The sequence below is a fragment of the Nocardiopsis alba genome (genome assembly GCF_000710955.1).
Classification (GTDB): domain Bacteria; phylum Actinomycetota; class Actinomycetes; order Streptosporangiales; family Streptosporangiaceae; genus Nocardiopsis; species Nocardiopsis alba.
This window is the reverse complement of record NZ_BAZE01000012.1, coordinates 235208-250967: the sequence shown is the minus strand read 5'-3', so window position 1 is coordinate 250967 and position 15760 is coordinate 235208. Positions and strand designations below refer to the sequence as shown.

Annotated in this window: 17 protein-coding genes; 6 read left to right on the top strand and 11 right to left on the bottom strand. The window is 69.6% G+C overall.

What is annotated here, in order from left to right:
• The first annotated feature begins 39 nt into the window (after positions 1-39).
• Positions 40-1107: a DUF6924 domain-containing protein gene (locus TR33_RS21155; RefSeq protein WP_014908189.1), complete on the top strand. Its 1068-nt coding sequence runs from the start codon at positions 40-42 to the stop codon at positions 1105-1107.
• Positions 1108-1299: 192 nt separating this feature from the next.
• On the opposite strand, the gene TR33_RS21150 is transcribed toward TR33_RS21155, so the two are convergent.
• The 3 genes from TR33_RS21150 to TR33_RS21145 all read right to left on the bottom strand — a co-directional run bounded on the left by TR33_RS21150 (position 1300) and on the right by TR33_RS21145 (position 2903).
• The gene (locus tag TR33_RS21150; RefSeq protein WP_042284911.1) at positions 1300-1770 is read right to left on the bottom strand and encodes an NUDIX domain-containing protein; all 471 of its coding nucleotides are present in this window, start codon (positions 1768-1770) and stop codon (positions 1300-1302) included.
• Between the two features lie 131 nt (positions 1771-1901).
• Positions 1902-2309, bottom strand: a complete 408-nt coding sequence (locus TR33_RS26735) for a toxin-antitoxin system YwqK family antitoxin (RefSeq protein ID WP_159068813.1) — start codon at positions 2307-2309, stop codon at positions 1902-1904.
• Between the two features lie 180 nt (positions 2310-2489).
• On the bottom strand, positions 2490-2903 hold the full coding sequence (locus TR33_RS21145; protein WP_108914161.1) for a DUF2000 domain-containing protein: 414 nt from the start codon (positions 2901-2903) through the stop codon (positions 2490-2492).
• A 109-nt stretch (positions 2904-3012) separates the two neighbouring features.
• Here TR33_RS21145 and TR33_RS21140 point away from each other — a divergent pair, with 109 nt between their 5' ends.
• Positions 3013-3474, top strand: a complete 462-nt coding sequence (locus TR33_RS21140) for an Lrp/AsnC family transcriptional regulator (RefSeq protein ID WP_041561649.1) — start codon at positions 3013-3015, stop codon at positions 3472-3474.
• 70 nt (positions 3475-3544) lie between these two features.
• Here TR33_RS21140 and TR33_RS21135 read toward each other — a convergent pair whose 3' ends face one another.
• Positions 3545-4954 carry an MFS transporter gene (locus TR33_RS21135; protein WP_234305912.1) on the bottom strand — a complete coding sequence of 470 codons (1410 nt, stop codon included), beginning with the start codon at positions 4952-4954 and terminating at the stop codon, positions 3545-3547.
• A 320-nt stretch (positions 4955-5274) separates the two neighbouring features.
• On the opposite strand from TR33_RS21135, the gene TR33_RS21130 reads away from it, so the two are divergent.
• The 4 genes from TR33_RS21130 to TR33_RS21115 all read left to right on the top strand — a co-directional run bounded on the left by TR33_RS21130 (position 5275) and on the right by TR33_RS21115 (position 8997).
• Positions 5275-6546: an erythromycin esterase family protein gene (locus tag TR33_RS21130; protein WP_042284904.1), complete on the top strand. Its 1272-nt coding sequence runs from the start codon at positions 5275-5277 to the stop codon at positions 6544-6546.
• Positions 6547-6769: 223 nt separating this feature from the next.
• Positions 6770-7198: an OsmC family protein gene (locus TR33_RS21125; RefSeq protein WP_014913421.1), complete on the top strand. Its 429-nt coding sequence runs from the start codon at positions 6770-6772 to the stop codon at positions 7196-7198.
• A 189-nt stretch (positions 7199-7387) separates the two neighbouring features.
• Positions 7388-7750: a hypothetical protein gene (locus tag TR33_RS21120; RefSeq protein WP_042284903.1), complete on the top strand. Its 363-nt coding sequence runs from the start codon at positions 7388-7390 to the stop codon at positions 7748-7750.
• A 233-nt stretch (positions 7751-7983) separates the two neighbouring features.
• Positions 7984-8997, top strand: a complete 1014-nt coding sequence (locus tag TR33_RS21115) for a C40 family peptidase (protein WP_042284900.1) — start codon at positions 7984-7986, stop codon at positions 8995-8997.
• A gap of 124 nt (positions 8998-9121) precedes the next feature.
• Here TR33_RS21115 and TR33_RS21110 read toward each other — a convergent pair whose 3' ends face one another.
• From TR33_RS21110 to TR33_RS21085, 7 genes are all read right to left on the bottom strand, one after another.
• The gene (locus TR33_RS21110; protein ID WP_042284898.1) at positions 9122-10447 is read right to left on the bottom strand and encodes an MFS transporter; all 1326 of its coding nucleotides are present in this window, start codon (positions 10445-10447) and stop codon (positions 9122-9124) included.
• Positions 10444-11589: a PLP-dependent cysteine synthase family protein gene (locus TR33_RS21105; RefSeq protein ID WP_042284896.1), complete on the bottom strand. Its 1146-nt coding sequence runs from the start codon at positions 11587-11589 to the stop codon at positions 10444-10446. The genes TR33_RS21110 and TR33_RS21105 overlap by 4 nt, the downstream gene beginning before the upstream one ends.
• 148 nt (positions 11590-11737) lie before the next feature.
• Entirely contained in the window at positions 11738-12169 is a 432-nt protein-coding gene (locus tag TR33_RS21100) for a hypothetical protein (RefSeq protein ID WP_159068812.1), read from the bottom strand.
• Between the two features lie 143 nt (positions 12170-12312).
• On the bottom strand, positions 12313-12435 hold the full coding sequence (locus TR33_RS27440; protein ID WP_267880670.1) for a hypothetical protein: 123 nt from the start codon (positions 12433-12435) through the stop codon (positions 12313-12315).
• Positions 12432-14012, bottom strand: coding sequence for a cytochrome c biogenesis protein ResB (resB, locus tag TR33_RS21095; protein ID WP_042284892.1), 1581 nt, complete (start codon positions 14010-14012; stop codon positions 12432-12434). Before resB ends, TR33_RS27440 begins: the two co-directional genes overlap by 4 nt.
• 1 nt (position 14013) lies before the next feature.
• Positions 14014-14871 carry a cytochrome c biogenesis CcdA family protein gene (locus TR33_RS21090; protein WP_014912252.1) on the bottom strand — a complete coding sequence of 286 codons (858 nt, stop codon included), beginning with the start codon at positions 14869-14871 and terminating at the stop codon, positions 14014-14016.
• Positions 14871-15632: a TlpA family protein disulfide reductase gene (locus tag TR33_RS21085; protein ID WP_234305910.1), complete on the bottom strand. Its 762-nt coding sequence runs from the start codon at positions 15630-15632 to the stop codon at positions 14871-14873. The genes TR33_RS21090 and TR33_RS21085 overlap by 1 nt, the downstream gene beginning before the upstream one ends.
• Positions 15633-15760: the final 128 nt, after the last annotated feature.

Here is a 15760-nt window from a genome sequence, read left to right as displayed (position 1 = left end):
AGGGACGAACCATAGGCCGCGACCGTGAAGAGGCCCCCGATGTCCCCCGCCCTGCCCCTGTCCCCCGACGGCGAGACCGAGCGCGTGCCCGGCGCGCTACTGATCCGCGGCGACTGCGACGACACCACCTGGAACGACGTGCTCTCGCGTATGGGCGAGTTGCCCGGCATGGTCGCCCACTCCCCCGGACAACCCCTGCCCCCGGCCCAGGGGCCCATCCCCCGGCGCCTGCTCATCTCCCAGGACCCCGCCTGGCGAGGCGCCGCCCCCGTGGATGTGTCCGAGGCACTGAGCGGCGAGGACGTCTGGGTTCCCGACCTGGTCCTGATCGCCGACCGCGGCACCACCCGCGATCCCGCACTGCGCCCGCTCACGGCCTTCCTCCCCGACGACGACGATCTCTACCGCTTCCGCGTCACGCCCCGCCAAGCGGCCATGACCTACCTGGTCACGCACCGCCCCGGCATCGAGGACACCCTGGAGCACCACAAGGAGTGCGGCGCCGCCGAGGTCGAACTCGAACCCGACGAGTCCTACGAGGACTGGTTGGACGGCGTCTCCGAAGTGATGGGCGAGGTCCTGGAGACCGCGACCCACCCGCCCCACTACCGGCCACCCGTCGCACCCCTGCCCGTGGTCACCCAGAACAACTGGGGGCTGCTCGTGCGCACCGACTTCAGCAACGACCGCGCTTGGGCCACTCTCGCCGAGGATGTGGACCGCCTCGACCCCCGGGTGGAGACCCCAGAGGAGTACCAGCCCTACGTGCAGATCGTGGACGATCCGGCGTTCGCGGGGGCCACACCGGAGCAGGTGATGGCGATCGTCCGTCCGAACGAGGACGAAAACGAAGACGAGGAGACCGGCGAGGAAGTGGTCGTGATCGCCGACCACGCCTCCATGAGCGGCTCCGACCGCACCGTCCTGGTCGTACCCCTGGAGGACAACGTCGGGTGGTCCTTCCGCCTGCCCTCGGACAAGGTGCGGAGCATGGCGGCCAATCTCTTCGTCGGCAACAACGACCTCTCCGACTGGATGAACCAGGGCTCGCCGAACGGTCCGGCGGTCATCACGGAGAAGGAGAGGCAGGCCTGGCGGGGCTGGTGATCCGGCTACCCGGGGTCGGCGCAGGAGGCGGCGGGAGCGATCCGTTCCTTCCGTTCTCCCCCGGAGACGGCCCTACGCGGCGATGAGCTCGCGCACCCCCAGGCCCTTGGTCCGGAGCCACGCTCCGAGCCGAGGGCCCTTTCGCACTCCGAAGACGAGGAACTCGCCCCTCGGAGGAGGGTCGGGGAGCAACTACTGAACGGCCTCGCCGTTCTCCAGATAGACCGTCGTCCCCTCACGACGCGCACGAGCCCCTTGAACGATCCTGCGAGCGAGCCGCGGGATCGTCGCCGTCTCGATCGAAGCCACCTCATGGAACTCATAGCCGGCCAGCTCAGCCGGGTCCAAAGAGATCTGGTCGAGCCACCGCCGATCGAGGACTCCCCCATCGAAGACGAACAGCTGTTTGTCTCCCTCTGCGAGGTTCGGCGCCCAGTCCACGACCAAGAGCCGCCCGATCGGCGGGGTGATGCCCAGCTCTTCCTCCACCTCACGCGCGGCGGCCTGGCTCGGGGTCTCCCCATGCTCGATGTAGCCGCCGGGGATATCCAGATAGTCCTTATAGGTGGGGACCACCATCATCACCCGCCCCTGCTCATCGAAGAACAGGGCGCCGGCGGCAACACGGGGACGGGCGAAGGATTCCGTGGGATCAGAGGCCATGCCCCGACGCTAACGGGCTCGGATCTGGCCCATCCCCACGTGCGTGGGGGGACAGGCGCGCGGCGCCTTCGTGAAATCACAGACGTCGAACACCGTCCCTCTCAGATCCGCGGCGACGAGGTACAGGTACCTCATCGAGAGCCCTGGCGACCGCATGACCAAAGATCAGCAGTTCCATTCTTGGGATCATAGGAGTTGCCCTTGACCAGGACTCCATTCCCGTCCCATTGACGCAAAGATATCAGCTTCCCCTTCTCATTGAATTCTTTCCTCTCCACAAGTTGACCCGATTCGTTCCATTCACTCCAAACACCAATAGCCCCCGCGACGCGGGAAACCTGACCCTCCGATCGAATTTGACCACTCCCGTACCATTCCACCTGCGGACCGTCTTCCATGCCGCTAACGAAGGTCGTCAGACCAACAACCGCACCTCCTAATATCTCGATCGCCTCTCCCGTGAACGGCTCCCCATCCAACAGGGCAGCACCGTAGGCGTCGTAGTCGTACTCCAACTCTTCTTCATTGACTCGCTTCATCAATACTCTCCTGTTACTTGATTCGAATCAGGGGGTCATTTGGGATGCGCGTTCTTAAATGAACCGAAGTCGGGTGCACCTTCGGTTTACACCGACGAGGGGGCGGACGCCGCGATCGAGGTCCTCCCCCGCAGGGGCGATCGCCCCTGAGCCATGCCCCTCCCCTCGATCGCCCTCGACTCAAGCCAGCAGGGGAAGCCTCTTCGTCAGCCTCGTGATCGCGTTGCGAGGCCCGAAGAGCGCCAGGCCGACGTGGTCGATCCCCGAGGCGGGCGTCGCGGCCAAGGCGGTCTCGTACTCCTCATAGGTTCGGGACCGCCGCGCCACCTCGTTGAAGCCCACGGTGACGATGTCCTCCCTCGCCGACGCCTTCTCGTAGAGCTCGCGGAGCAGGTCCGCCGAGGCCGTGAGCGTGGGCACCGGATGAGGGTTGAGCCCCGCGTGGACGTTCCCCGAGGCGTCCTTACCGTCCGCGGCGACAGAGTCCTCCGGTCGGCCGCCCATGGCCAGCCCCAGCACGGCGGCGGCGTTGGCGGCGAGCGCCGGTTCGAGCCCCTCACGCAGGGCGATGATCATCTTCATGGACGGCTTCACGGGCCTTCTCCAAATCATTCGTCCGTTGATCCACGCAGATATTAGATATATGAACGGCTTTAATTCCAGTGAATCGAAGGAAGTTCGGAGATCGGGTTAAAGTGGCCGCATGGACGAACTTGATTCGGTGATCATCCGCGAACTCCAACTGAACGCACGGCAGACCAACCGGGAGCTCGCCCGCACCGTCGGGATCGCCCCCTCCACCTGTCTGGAACGCGTGCGTTCGCTCGTCGAGCGCGGGGTGATCCGCGGGTACCACGCCGACATCGACCCGGCCGCGCTCGACCGTCGGGTCGAGGCCTTCGTCTCCGCGCGTCTGCGCCCCTTGAGCAGATCCGTGATCGACGCGTTCAAGAAGGCGTTGATCGCCCTCCCCGAGGTGTCGGCCGTGTTCGTGGTGGCCGGGGACGACGACTTCCTCATCCAGGTCTCGGCCCGGGACCTGGACCACCTGCACGACTTCCTCATCGACCGGCTCAGTCAGCGGCGTGAGGTCGTGAGCTTCCGGAGCCAGATCATCTACGAGAGCAGCCGCAAGCACGTCATGGAGGACCTCTCCGAGAAGTGATGGGCGAAGGGCCGCCCGCCGTCACGGTCGCGGGCGCGATGAGGGCTCGCGTGCGACGGCGGGCGGTCACTCAGCCGGCCTGCTCACTCGGCTCGACGGCGGCCGGCTCCGGCGTACGCAGGATCACCAGGGTTCCGATGACGAGCCCGACGCCCGCCAACAGCGCGGCCACCAGGAACGGGTCGGCGGTGTGCAGGGCGGGGGCGAACCCGATCCCCACGCAGACCGCCACACCGGTGGCGCCGCCGAGCTGGTCGGCGGCCCGCTGCACGCCCGAGGCGATCCCGGCGTCCTCCTCGGTCACCCCGCTGACCGCGATGTACTGAAGGCCCACGAGCCCGAAGCCCATCCCGGCCGCGATCAGCAGCATCGCCGGGACCAGCCAGGGCGCCTCGGCGCCCAGAACGGCCACCGTCGCGATCAGGGTCATCGCGGCCACGGTGAACCCGAGCCCCGTCAGAACGCACACGCGCGCTCCCCACCGGCCGAGCAGCCGGGGCACGAGCGTGGAGAACACGATCAGGGAGACCGCGAGCGGCAGCATCATGAGTCCGGCTCCCAGCGGGCCGATGCCGAGATGGTCCTGAAGGTAGAACGTGAACAGCAGGAACGAGGTCGACAGCGCCCCGCTGAGCAGCATCGTGGTCACGTTGGCCGTGACCCTCGACCGGTCGGCGAAGAAGCTCAGCGGCAGAAGAGGCTCCGAGGAGCGGGCCTCCACCCGGACGAACCCGACGCCGGCCAGCACCGCGCCGGCCAGGGAGGCCACGCTCACCCAGGAGGGCGTTCCGGGTTCGCCCGCCTCGACCACCCCGTAGGTGAACAGCAGCGGGGAGGCGGTCAGCAGCAGCGCGCCCGGCACGTCGAGTCGGCCCGCCTCACGGGCGACCGGACGGTCGCGTTCGACGAGGACGAGCGCCGCCACGACGACGACCAGGATGAACGGCACCGAGATCAGGAAGACCCAACGCCAGCCCAGGTGGGCGGTGATGACCCCGGACAGGACGAAGCCGAGCACCAGCCCACAGCTGGCCACAGCGGCCCACACGCTCAGCGCGCGCGACCTGCTCCGCCCCTCGGGGAACATCAGCACGATGGTGGCCATGGCGGCCGGGAGGGCGATGGCCTCGCCGACGCCCTGCAGGAGGCGCGCCAGGACCAGCACCCCGAAGGTGGGGGCCACCCCGGCCAGGAGTGAGGCTACGCCGAACAGGGTGGTGCCCGCCAGGAGGACGCGGCGCCGGCCCAGGAGGTCGCCCAGCCGGCCGCCGAGCATCAGCAGTCCGCCGCCGGTGATCGTGTAGCCGACCACGACCCAGGTCAGGGCGTGACCGTCGACCCCGAAGTCATCGCCGATCGAAGGCAGGGCGATGTTGACCACGGTCACGTCGACCGCGATGAAGAACTGCAACATCGACATCGCGCACAACACCAGCCACGAACGTGCGCGAGAGGGGCCGTGCCCCCGGGAAGAGGGCATGCCTGGAAACATCAGGTGCTCCGTTGCTCAGGAAGGGATTCCGAGCAGCACGAAGGTGCCGCTTCGGTCTGATCACGAAGCGGCCGGGCATCCCGAAGGAGAAGAGAAAGGTGTGTGGAACGCCCCGCCGCTAGCGGAACGTCCTGGTCACCGCGGCGCAGGCGGCGGCACTCGAAGCACTCATGGGGAGGAGGTTAGCAGCGGCGCCGTCGCCGGTCACTCGAATTATCGGAGGCCTGTGGAAGGATCCGGGGATCGCGCGCTTCGCGCCGTGAAGACGCCCCGCCCCCGCCTTCCGGCATCGAGAATCGAGTCCCCTCATGACCCCGACCTCCCCGTTCTCCTCCTGGGCCCGCGATCACTTCACACCGCTCACTCACCTCGACCCCGACGCCCCGCTGGACGACCTGGAGCCGCTGCGCGGGCTGATCGGCGACGCGCGGGTCGTCGCGGTCGGCGAGAACTCGCACTTCATCGAGGAGTTCTCGGCCGTGCGTCGGCGTGTGCTGCGCTTCCTCGTGGAGCGCTGCGGGTTCACCGTCCTGGCCTTCGAGTACGGCTTCGCCGAGGGCCACGTGCTGGACGCCTGGGCCCGGGGCGAGGGCACCGAAGAGGATCTGACGGACCACCTGGCCTCGGCCGTCCCCGTGGGGGTCGACGCTTCCCTGCGGTGGGTCCGCGAGCACAACCGGCGCGCGGAGCGGCCCGTGGGCTTCGCCGGGGTCGACGTCCCGGCCGCCGGGGGTTCACTGCTGCCCGCCCTGTCCCTGGTCGCCGGGTACCTGCGCCGGGTCGACCCCGAGTTCCTGCCCGAGGTCGAGGAGGCCATGAGGATCGCCTCCTCGTTCGCCGGCCCCTCCGCGGCGGCGGCCGCGCCGAGGTGGGAACGCCTGGACCCCGCCGAGCGGAACGCTCTCGGCGCGCTGCTCTCCCGGCTGGCGATCCGTTTCCGTTCCGTCGAACCGCTCTATGTCTCCCGGGGCGGTCGACGCGACTACGACGTCGCGCTGCGGACGCTGGAGGTCGCCGCCCACACGGACTACTCCTTCCGTGCGATGGCCGACCTCTTCGCCGGGCGCGGCCGGACGGCCGACGTGTCGGCGCGTGACCACGCCATGGCCGCGTCGCTGCTGTGGCATCTGGAGCGCGGCGGCGCCGAGACCCGGATCGTGCTGGCCGCGCACAACGCCCACATCCTGAAGTCGCCGGTCCTCTTCGACGGCCGGCTCACGGGGTTCCCGATGGGGCACTACCTGCACGACGCGCTGGGCGGGGACTACTTCTCGCTGGCGCTGACCGGTGTCTCCGGGAACACGGCGGACATGGTGCCGGAGGAGACGGCGCCCTTCGGGTTCACCGTGCACGACACCGAACTCGGGGCGCCCGAACCCGGTTCCGTCGAGGCCGTCTTCGCAGACGGAGACCTCGGCCCCGGCCTGGTGGATCTGCGCCCCAGGCGATCCTCCCTCGACGGCTCCGAGCCCGACCGGACCCGGCTCCAGAGCTCCTACCTCCACGTCCCCGTCGTCGACGCCTTCGACGCCGTGCTGAACACCGAGACCTCCACCGTCACGGCCGAGGTGCTCGGGTAGAGGCCGCACCGGGCCGGACGGTCCGGTGGGATGTGCGGCTGCGGTCCGACCGGAACCGGCGTCCCCCTCCGGCCAAGGGGCCACGTTCCACCACGAACCGGACCGAAACCGGGGAGGGACCGGCGTTTCCATCGCCTTCACGGCCCAACCGATGCGACCCTGTCCACGGCCGGACAGCCGCCGGCCCACCGACGTCGTTCGACCACACGAGGAGAGCACGCCCATGGCGACCACCCGTAAATCGACCACGCACTGGGAGGGCTCGCTCATGGAGGGATCGGGGACGGTGTCCCTGGACTCCTCCGGGGTGGGAACCTTCGACGTCACGTGGCCCTCCCGGGCCGAGCAGGCCAACGGGCGCACCAGCCCCGAGGAACTGCTGGGCGCCGCCCACTCCACCTGCTTCTCGATGGCGCTCTCCCACGGCCTGTCCCAGGCGGGCACCCCTCCCGAGACGGTGGACACCAGTGCCGAGGTGACCTTCCAGCCGGGCACGGGTATCACCGGTGTCCACCTCACGGTCCAGGCCAGGGTGCCCGGGATCTCCGAGGAGGACTTCCAGCGGGCCGCGGAGAACGCCAAGGCCAACTGCCCGGTGAGCCAGGCCCTCACCGGCACGGAGATCACCCTGTCGGCCGAGCTGGCGGGCTGACCGGACCCGACCTCGTCGAAAGGGCCTTCGCGCGGGAACGTCGCGCGAAGGTCCTCTGTGTCGTCGCGTCCGGCGCGCGCCGCCCTCAGAGGCCCGGAACGCCCGGCTCGTCCGCGATGCGGCGCGGGTTCCGGTATCGTCACATCCGTGTGTGACCCCCGTCCGAAATCAGCGTCGTGGTCGTGGACGATGACCGCGTTCTCCGTGCTGCTCGCTCTCGGGGTCATCCTCATCTCGCTGTGCCACCCCTGGGAGGACGAGCCCCTCTCGTTCGGGCCCCCGCCCGTCGCGAGCGCCGAGGCCCAGGCCGTTCCGCCCGCCTCCATGGCCTCGATCGACGAGCACTGCCAGGAGAGCGACGGCGCCGTCGCCGACCAGCGCGGCGGCTCGGCCATCGGACCGCTGCTGCTCGGGTTCGGTCTCCTCGGCTTCCTCCGGCTCCCGCTTCCCGAGCGCTCCCCCTCCCAGGTCACGCTCGCCCGACGACGGCACGCCACACCTCGCCTCGGCGGCGTTCGAGCGCTCATCTCCCTGTGCGTGCGGAGGGTGTAGGCCGATCGGCCCCGGCCCCCTCGTCGACACCCGAACCGTCGACCGACGGGCCGGCACACCCCTGATCCCCGCCCTCGCCGAGGCGCGCCCCCATGCGCGGCGCCGCCTCGTGTCGATCGGGCGCGGATCCCCCTTCCCACGCGAACCACCGACGACGGCCTCACCGCCGCGTCGGTCCCTCGCGACCCCGGGCCACCGGCCCCGGTCGCGGGATCAACGATGAGGTGCATCCCATGGATTCGAAGCGGACCCCCGGCCTCCACCGGCGCCTGATGACGATCGGCGCCTTCGTGGCCCTCGGTTCCTTCTCCGCTCCCCTGGCCGTGGCCCACGCCGAGCCCGAGCCGACCCAGGAGGAGGTGGAACAGCGGATCGAGGAGCTCCTGGAGGAGTCCAGCTCGCTGGTCCAGGAGTTCAACGAGGCCGAGGAGGCTCTGGAGACCGCCGAGGCGCGGGTCGAGGAGATCGACGCGCAGATCGGCTCCGAGGAGGAGGTCTACGAGGCTCTCCTCCAGAAGGTCCGGGAGCTGGCCGCCGCCAGTTATCAATCCAGCGACCCGGACTCGGTGGCGGTCGCGCTGTACGTCGACAACCCCTCGGAGATCTTCGATCAGGCCGCCGACCTGTCGTACCTGTCCGAGAGCCGGCGCCGACGGTTGGAGGACTACGCCGAGAGCGACGCCCGCCTGATCGCCCTGAAGGACGAGGCCGACGCGACCTACGAGGACGCCGAGGAACTCCTCGAGGAGTTGGAGGAGGCCAAGGAGGAGGTCGAGAAGGCCCTGGCCGAGCAGGAGGAGCTGCTGGCCTCCTTCGAGGGCGAGAACCCCACGACCGCCGGTGAGAGCGACACGTCGGAGGGCCAGGACGCCGTGTACACGGGGTCGGCCTCGGGCGACGCGCGCGCGGCGATCGACTTCGCGTACGGCAAGATCGGCGTGCCCTACCTGTGGGGCGGTACCGGCCCGAACGGCTATGACTGCTCCGGTCTGACGCAGGCCTCCTGGGCGGCCGCGGGCGTGAGCATCCCCCGCACCACCTACAGCCAGTACGAGATGCCCAACGCCGTGGCCTGGGAGGACATCCAGCCCGGGGACATCCTCTTCTTCTTCCCCGATCTGGGCCACAACGGGCTGTACGTCGGCAACGGCATGATGGTCCACGCTCCCAGCAGCGGCAAGACCATCTCCGAGGTTCGTCTCGCGGACTACTGGGCGGCCCACTTCGTCGGGGCCCGACGGCCCTGACCCCCGTTCTCACCCGGCCCTCGCCCGGGTGAGCCCGCTGGCCCGACGGCCCTTCCACGGACCGTCGGGCCGGCGGCCCCTCTTCGGCGGGCCGGCCCTGCTCACGGGGCCGGCCCGCCGTCGGTCACACCGGGCGCCGTTCCGGCACCGGTTCCGGCTCGGGTCGGGGCGAGTACCAGCCGGCCCGGCCGATCAGCGCGGTGGCGGTGGCGCACACCGCCCCCACCAGGGCGAGCGAGAGCCACACCGTGCTCCGGGCCTCCGGCGAGGGAGCATCGAGCCCCGCCCCGACCAGGAGGTTGCCGAGGGTGATGGCCGCCCCCGAGCAGGTGTTGTACAGCCCGTAGTGCAGCGCCACCGAGCGCCTCCCCGCCAGCCGGACCACCGTGTCCATCTCGAAGGGGTAGGCGACCATGGTCCCCAGCCCCAGGAGCGCGACCGTGAGGACGCCGGGCGCCGTGACCGCGACCAGGGCCACGACCCACGACTCCGATCCGCTCCCCGCCTCGATCAGAGCGGGCGCTGCGAGCATCGGCAGGAACGCCGTCGCCATGATGAAGGCCCCCGCGGGGAGTGCCCGGGCCGCGCCCCACCGTTCCTTGATCCAGGCGGCCACCCGCACCTGACCGACGATGGTCACCAGGGCGGTGACCAGGAAGAGGAACGCCACCGCGTACCGGCCCTGGTCGGCGCCCAGCCCCACCTCGACCGCGGCGTCCTGGGTCGCCAACGGGATCGACAGGTAGACCTGGAAGTTGAGCAGGTAGGTGCCCGACATCGCGATCGCGATGAGGAGGAAGCGTCCGTCGCGGAACACGTCCACGATCCCCGCGATGACGCCCCGACCGCTCTCCCGGTCGGTGTCCTCCGTCCCGGGGGTCGTGGTGGGCAGGGCGAGCCACTGCCACACGGTCAGGGCCGCGAACAGGATCGCCGCCACCGTCGCGACCACGGTGAAGTCGACGGAGAGCAGCGCCATGCCCAGCAGGGGACCGATCAACGACCCCACCTGGTAGAACACGTTGAAGAGCGCGAAGGCCTCCACCCTGCGCTCCCCCGCCGAGGCCGCCAGGTAGGCGCGCACGGCGGGGTTGAACAGGGCCCCGGCGAACCCGGTCAGGGCCGAGGCGAGCAGCAGCACGACCAGGGAGTCGGCGAAGCCCAGCGCCGCGAACCCGATGGTGCGCAGGCCGCAGCCCGCCATGATGGCGGACTTGTGGCCGAACCGTTCGGCCAGGCCCGCGCCGACGAGGAACATGCCCTGTTGGCACAGGTTGCGGGCGCCCAGGATCAGCCCGACCGCCCACACCGCGACGCCGACGCTGTCGGTCAGATGGAAAGCCAGGTAGGGCATGAGCATGAAGAAGGCGGCGTTGATGGTCAGCTGGTTGACCATCAGCAGGCGCACGGCCGGGTCGAACGAGGCGAGCCGGTTCCAGGTCGTGATCATCGCCCGCCCCGCTCGACCGTGTCCGTGCGGCCCTCGGCGATCTCGCCCACCTTGGCGCAGCGCGTCCACGCGGTGACGACCCGTTCCGAGGGGGTGGAGATCTCCTCCGGCTCCTCGGTGGAGGGGGTCTCGAGCAGGCCGTGGGCCCGGCAGTAGTCGTCGTTGTAGACGGTGTCGAAGTAGCGCTGGGGTCCGTCCGGGAAGATCGCCACGACGCGTTCGGTGATGGGGCGGGTGTGGGCCAGCCATCGGGCGACCGTGGCGACCGCGCCCACGCTCCAGCCTCCGCTGCAATAGTGCGTGGCGGCCAGCGTGCGTGCCGTGCGCACGGCGCGCGCCGGGTCGACCCAGTGGACCTCGTCGAAGAGTCCGTGGTCGACGTTGCCGGGGACGATGCTGCTGCCCAGGCCGCGCATGATCCGCTTGCCGGAGGGCTGGCCGAAGATGCCCGACCCGACGGCGTCGACACCGACCACGCGCAGGTGGGGCAGGAAACGGCGCAGTTCGCGGCCGACCCCTGCGGAGTGTCCTCCGGTGCCGACGCTGGCGACGAGCGTGTCGATGCGTCCCAACTGGGCGATGAGCTCGTGGGCCAGACCCCGGTAGGCCTCGACGTTGTGCGGGTTGTTGTACTGGTCGGGGCTGTAGGCGGTGGGGTCGGCGTCGAGCAGCGCGCGTACGCGTTCCCTGCGCGCCTGCTGCCATCCGCCTCGGGGGTGCGGGGTGTCGACGATGTCCACCTCGGCCCCGTGGGCGCGCAGCAGGTGGACCATGAGCGGTTCCATGCCGGTGTCGGTCACCACGGTGACGGGGTGGCCGAAGGTGATGCCGGCCAGCGCGAGCCCCAGTCCCAGGGTGCCGCTGGTCGATTCGACGATCCGGCCGCCGGGCGCGAGCCGTCCCAGTTCACGGGCGCGTTCGATCATGTAGAGGGCGGGCCGGTCCTTGATGCCGCCGGGGTTGTGCCCTTCGAGCTTGGCCCAGAAGCCGCGACCGGGCCCGCAGTAGGGTTCTCCGACCCACAGCACCGGGGTGTTGCCCACGGCTCCGGCCGGGGTGCGGCGCATGGTGGTGGCCGGCGCGGCCAGGAATTCGGCGGGGCTGGGCGCGGGCACGGGTGTGGGCGCGATGTTCGTCCGCATACTGTTCTCTTCCGGTGGGCACGCCACGGGACGGCGGGGCCGGGGGGATCACGTCCCTCGGGGCCCGCCGGTCCGGTTCACGTGCTGGATGTCCGACAGGGGCCACGGGCCGTCGGCGCCGTGAGAGGCGGGACGGCCGGAGCGGCTCCTATATGCGCCAGACGCACAGAGGGATCAGTGAGGAGAAGTTCTCCCGGCGGCGACGCGCGTGGCGTGTGTTGAGCGCTCGCATCTCGCCGGTGGAGACGGAGGGCCACGGTTCCGGGCACAGGGTCGCCATGGCGGTGTCGGTCACCGGGGGCGTGCCCTGGTCGCCCGCTCCTCGTTCCTGGACGGGAACGAGGTCGGTGCCGCCTGGGTGGTGCTGTTCGCAGGCGGCCTGTTGGCCTCCGGGGACGCTCGAAGGCGCCGGTTCGGCGATCCGTTCGGCGGTGGAGGCCTGGAGGCGGGGGCCCGTCTCGTGCTCCGGATCGGGCTGGAACCAGCCCACCGCGCACATCATGTGCAGGGCGGTGATGACCACCAGGAGTACGGGCAGGAGCCTGCCCCTCCGGTGGGTCCTCATCGCCGTTCGCGTCACACCGCGATGCTACTGAAGGTCACTCGCCCATAGCGGAGAATCACCGATCTGTGGTCGAGGACACCATCACGGTGCCCGGAGCCCGGGAACGACGGGGGCGGGACGGTTCCGGTCCCCCGGCTCCGCCCCGCCCCGTCATCGAATCAGGCCTGCGGGCACGGACCACCGGAGGCGAACGCCCGCCCGAGGGAAGGGGCACGGGCGGCGAAGGCGCCGATGATCGACGCCATGCCCTCGTTCGCCGGTGCGGCCGGAAACCGACTCACCGTTCCTCCCTTCCGGTGTCGGACCCGCCGGAGAGTCTCCCGGCGAGCCTGGTGGTGATCTCGTGGAACTCGGCGTTGTCGCCGGCCACCTCGGTCTTGCCGAGTCCGGCCAGTTCGACGCGCGTGCGGCCGTCCTCGCCCGGGATGGCGCGGACCCAGACCCGTCGGGGACGCACGAACAACGTCAGCAGAAGCCCGACCACGGCCGAGGAGGCGGCCAGCAGCGCCGGCACGCGCGCCCCGTCCCGGTTGCTCTGCAAGGTGGCGTACTCCTTGACGCCGGTGAAGGTGATCGACCCGGCCTCGTCCGGCAGCTCCCAGGTGTCGCCGATCTCCATGACGGGCGACTCGCCGATGTTCTCCATCCCGGCGGTCTTCAACTGGTAGACCGACTGCGGCTCCACCATCCCCAGATCACCCTGGTAGGCCTCCAGGGTCACCATCGGGTTCTGTACCCCGGGGAAGCCCGAGACCAGTTCGCCCTCGGAGTCCTCCATCGCGGTGGGCAGGAAGACCCCGACGAAGCCGAGCTCCTCGCCTCCGGTGTCGGGGACCTTGATGACACCGTCCGAGGTGTAGGTCATGGTCTCCCGGTGCAGGAAGGGCACCGCCTGGTCGAAGACCAGGTCGCCGTCGGCGTTGCGCACCTCGAACCGCGGCGCGTAGCCGTGCCCCAGCAGATAGATCTGCACCCCGTCGACGCTCAAGGGGTGGTTGACCTCCAGGGTGTGCTGTTGCTCGGGTTCTCCCGGCCCTTCCCGGTAACGGATGTCCGCCACGAAGGAGGAGGCCTGCCCGCGCAGGTTCCCCTCCTCGATGAAGGTGGCCTCGAACTCCTCCAACCTGATCGTGAAGGGTTCGAAGGCATCGGTGTCGGTCCAGTGGCCGGGGTAGATCGCGTCGTAGGAGGGCAGCGTGTTGGCGAAACCGTCGCCCTCCACGATGAGCATGTTGCCCCGGTAGCCGAAGAACGCCCCGGCCGCCAGCGCCAACAGCAGGCCCAACAGCGCGAAGTGGAACAGCACGTTGCCGGCCTCGCGCAGGTAACCGGTCTCGCCCGAGACCGAGTTCTCATAACGCTCGACCCGATAGCCCTTGAGCACCTTCCGAGCTTGAGCCAACACCTCATCGGGAGGGGTATCGGTGGAGAAGCGGGCCACGTAGGGCATCCGCGACAGGTTCCTCGGGGTGGCCACCGGCCGGGCCCGGACCGCCTTGGCGTGCACCAGGGCCCGCGGGATCACGCAACCCGCCAACGACACGAACAACAATAGGTAGATCGCCCCGTACCAGGGCGAGGAGAACACGTCGAACAGGTAGAACCGGTCCAGCCACGGGGCCAGCTCCGGATGGTCCTGGTAGAAGGTGGCCACCTGATCGACGCTGACCACGTTCTGCGGCAGGAACGAGCCCGGGATGGCGCCCACCGCGAGCAGGAACAGCAGGATCAGCGCGGTACGCATCGAGGTGAGCGTGCGCCAGATCCAACGCGCCCACCCGATCACCCCCAGACCCTTCGGTCCGGAGGCTCCCTTGTCGGTCATCGTGTTCCCACTGTTCTCGGAGAGGACGGCCATCTCAGATCACCGTCTGGAAGTCGGCGGCCCAACGCTGCATCCCGATGGTCATCTCGGTCCACAACCCGCTCACCATGGCCAGACCGACCAGGACGAGCATGACCCCGCCGACCACCGTGACCGTGCGGGTGTGGCGCTTGAGCCATCCGAAGGCGTTGAGCGCGCGCCGGTAGAGCAACGAGGCCAGCACGAAGGGCAGCCCCAGACCGACGCAGTAGATCAAGGACAGGAACATGCCCCGGCCGGCGCCGCCCTCGACGAAGGCCAGGGTCTGCACCGCGGCCAGGGTCGGGCCGATGCACGGGGTCCAGCCCAACCCGAACAACACCCCCAACAGAGGGGCTCCGGCCAGACCGGCGCGGGGCAGGCGGTGGAAGCGGAACTCGCGGCCGAAGCCGGGCATGACACCCATGAACGCCAGCCCGAGCACGATCGTGAGCAGGCCCAGCACCCGCGTGATCGGGTCGGTGTAGGCCATGAGCAGATCGCCCAACCAGCCGATGAAACCACCGACCGCCACGAAGACCAGCGTGAACCCCGCGATGAACAGCACGCTGCCGGTCACCATCGTCCACCGACGCCGCGCCGACTCCGCGTCGACGTCGGACAGGGTCGCGGTCGCGCCTCCCCCGGTGCCACCGGCACCGGGGTCGGAACCATCCGCATGGCAGGGGTCGCCCCCGGAGACACCGTCGCGTTCCCGGATATGGGAGCCGCTCATCCCGGAGACGTAGGACAGATAACCCGGCACCAACGGCAGCACGCACGGGGACAGGAAGGACACCAACCCCGCCAGCAACGCCAACGGAGCCGCCAACAACAGGGAACCGGTCAGGACGGTCGTACCGATGGCGTCCATCAGTCACCGTCCTCGGAGGACCCCTCCGAAGAGGCCCCCTCCTCATCGGGATCGTCGGAGGTCTCGGAGTCCTGTTCGGAGACGCGGGGCCGCTCCTGCGGATCCCCGAACCCGTACTCCACCACCAACGGATCCAACAACCCCGTCAACTGCCCGTACGTCGTCGGCCCGATCACCCGAGCCGCGATCTCCCCCTCCGGAGAGATCACCAACGTGCTCGGAATCGCCCGCGGCGGCACCGTCTCCCGGAACGCCTGCGGAATCTCCCCCGGCTGGTCGTACAGACTCGGATACTCCACACCCTTGTTCTCGGTGTAGGCCAACGCCGCCGTCTCGTTGTCCTTGATGTTCACACCCAGGAAATCCACACCCAGGCCCCCGTACTCGGCGAACACCTCGTCCAACACCGGCTGCTCCGCACGACACGGACCACACCAACTCGCCCACACGTTCAACACCAGGATCCGACCCTCATAGTCGGCCAACGCCAACTCATCACCCTCGAAGGTCGTCCCACCCACCTCAGGAACCGGAACACGATCCCCCGCCTCGAAGACGGTCGCACTCCCATCCCCCGAGATGAAACGATCCTCCTCACCACCGGTCTGGATCTCGGTCCCCCCGGCACAGCCGGTCAGGACCAGTAGGGCGGCGGCGGACACCGCCAGGGCCCGTGCCCGTGAGGTCGTTCCCGGTGCCCCTCGTGGGGTCCGGCCGGGATCCGATCTTCGGCCGACGCGCGGCCGGATCGAGAAGAGCATGTGCGGTCCTCCCATCAACGTCGATGTGGTTCATCTGGTCTTTGCAGGTGGTCGGCGCTCTCTCGGGCGCCGAGGCGGTTCGTGGCAGGCGACCGCTCACCCCGCCGCGGTCGCGAGCGGGAGGTGCG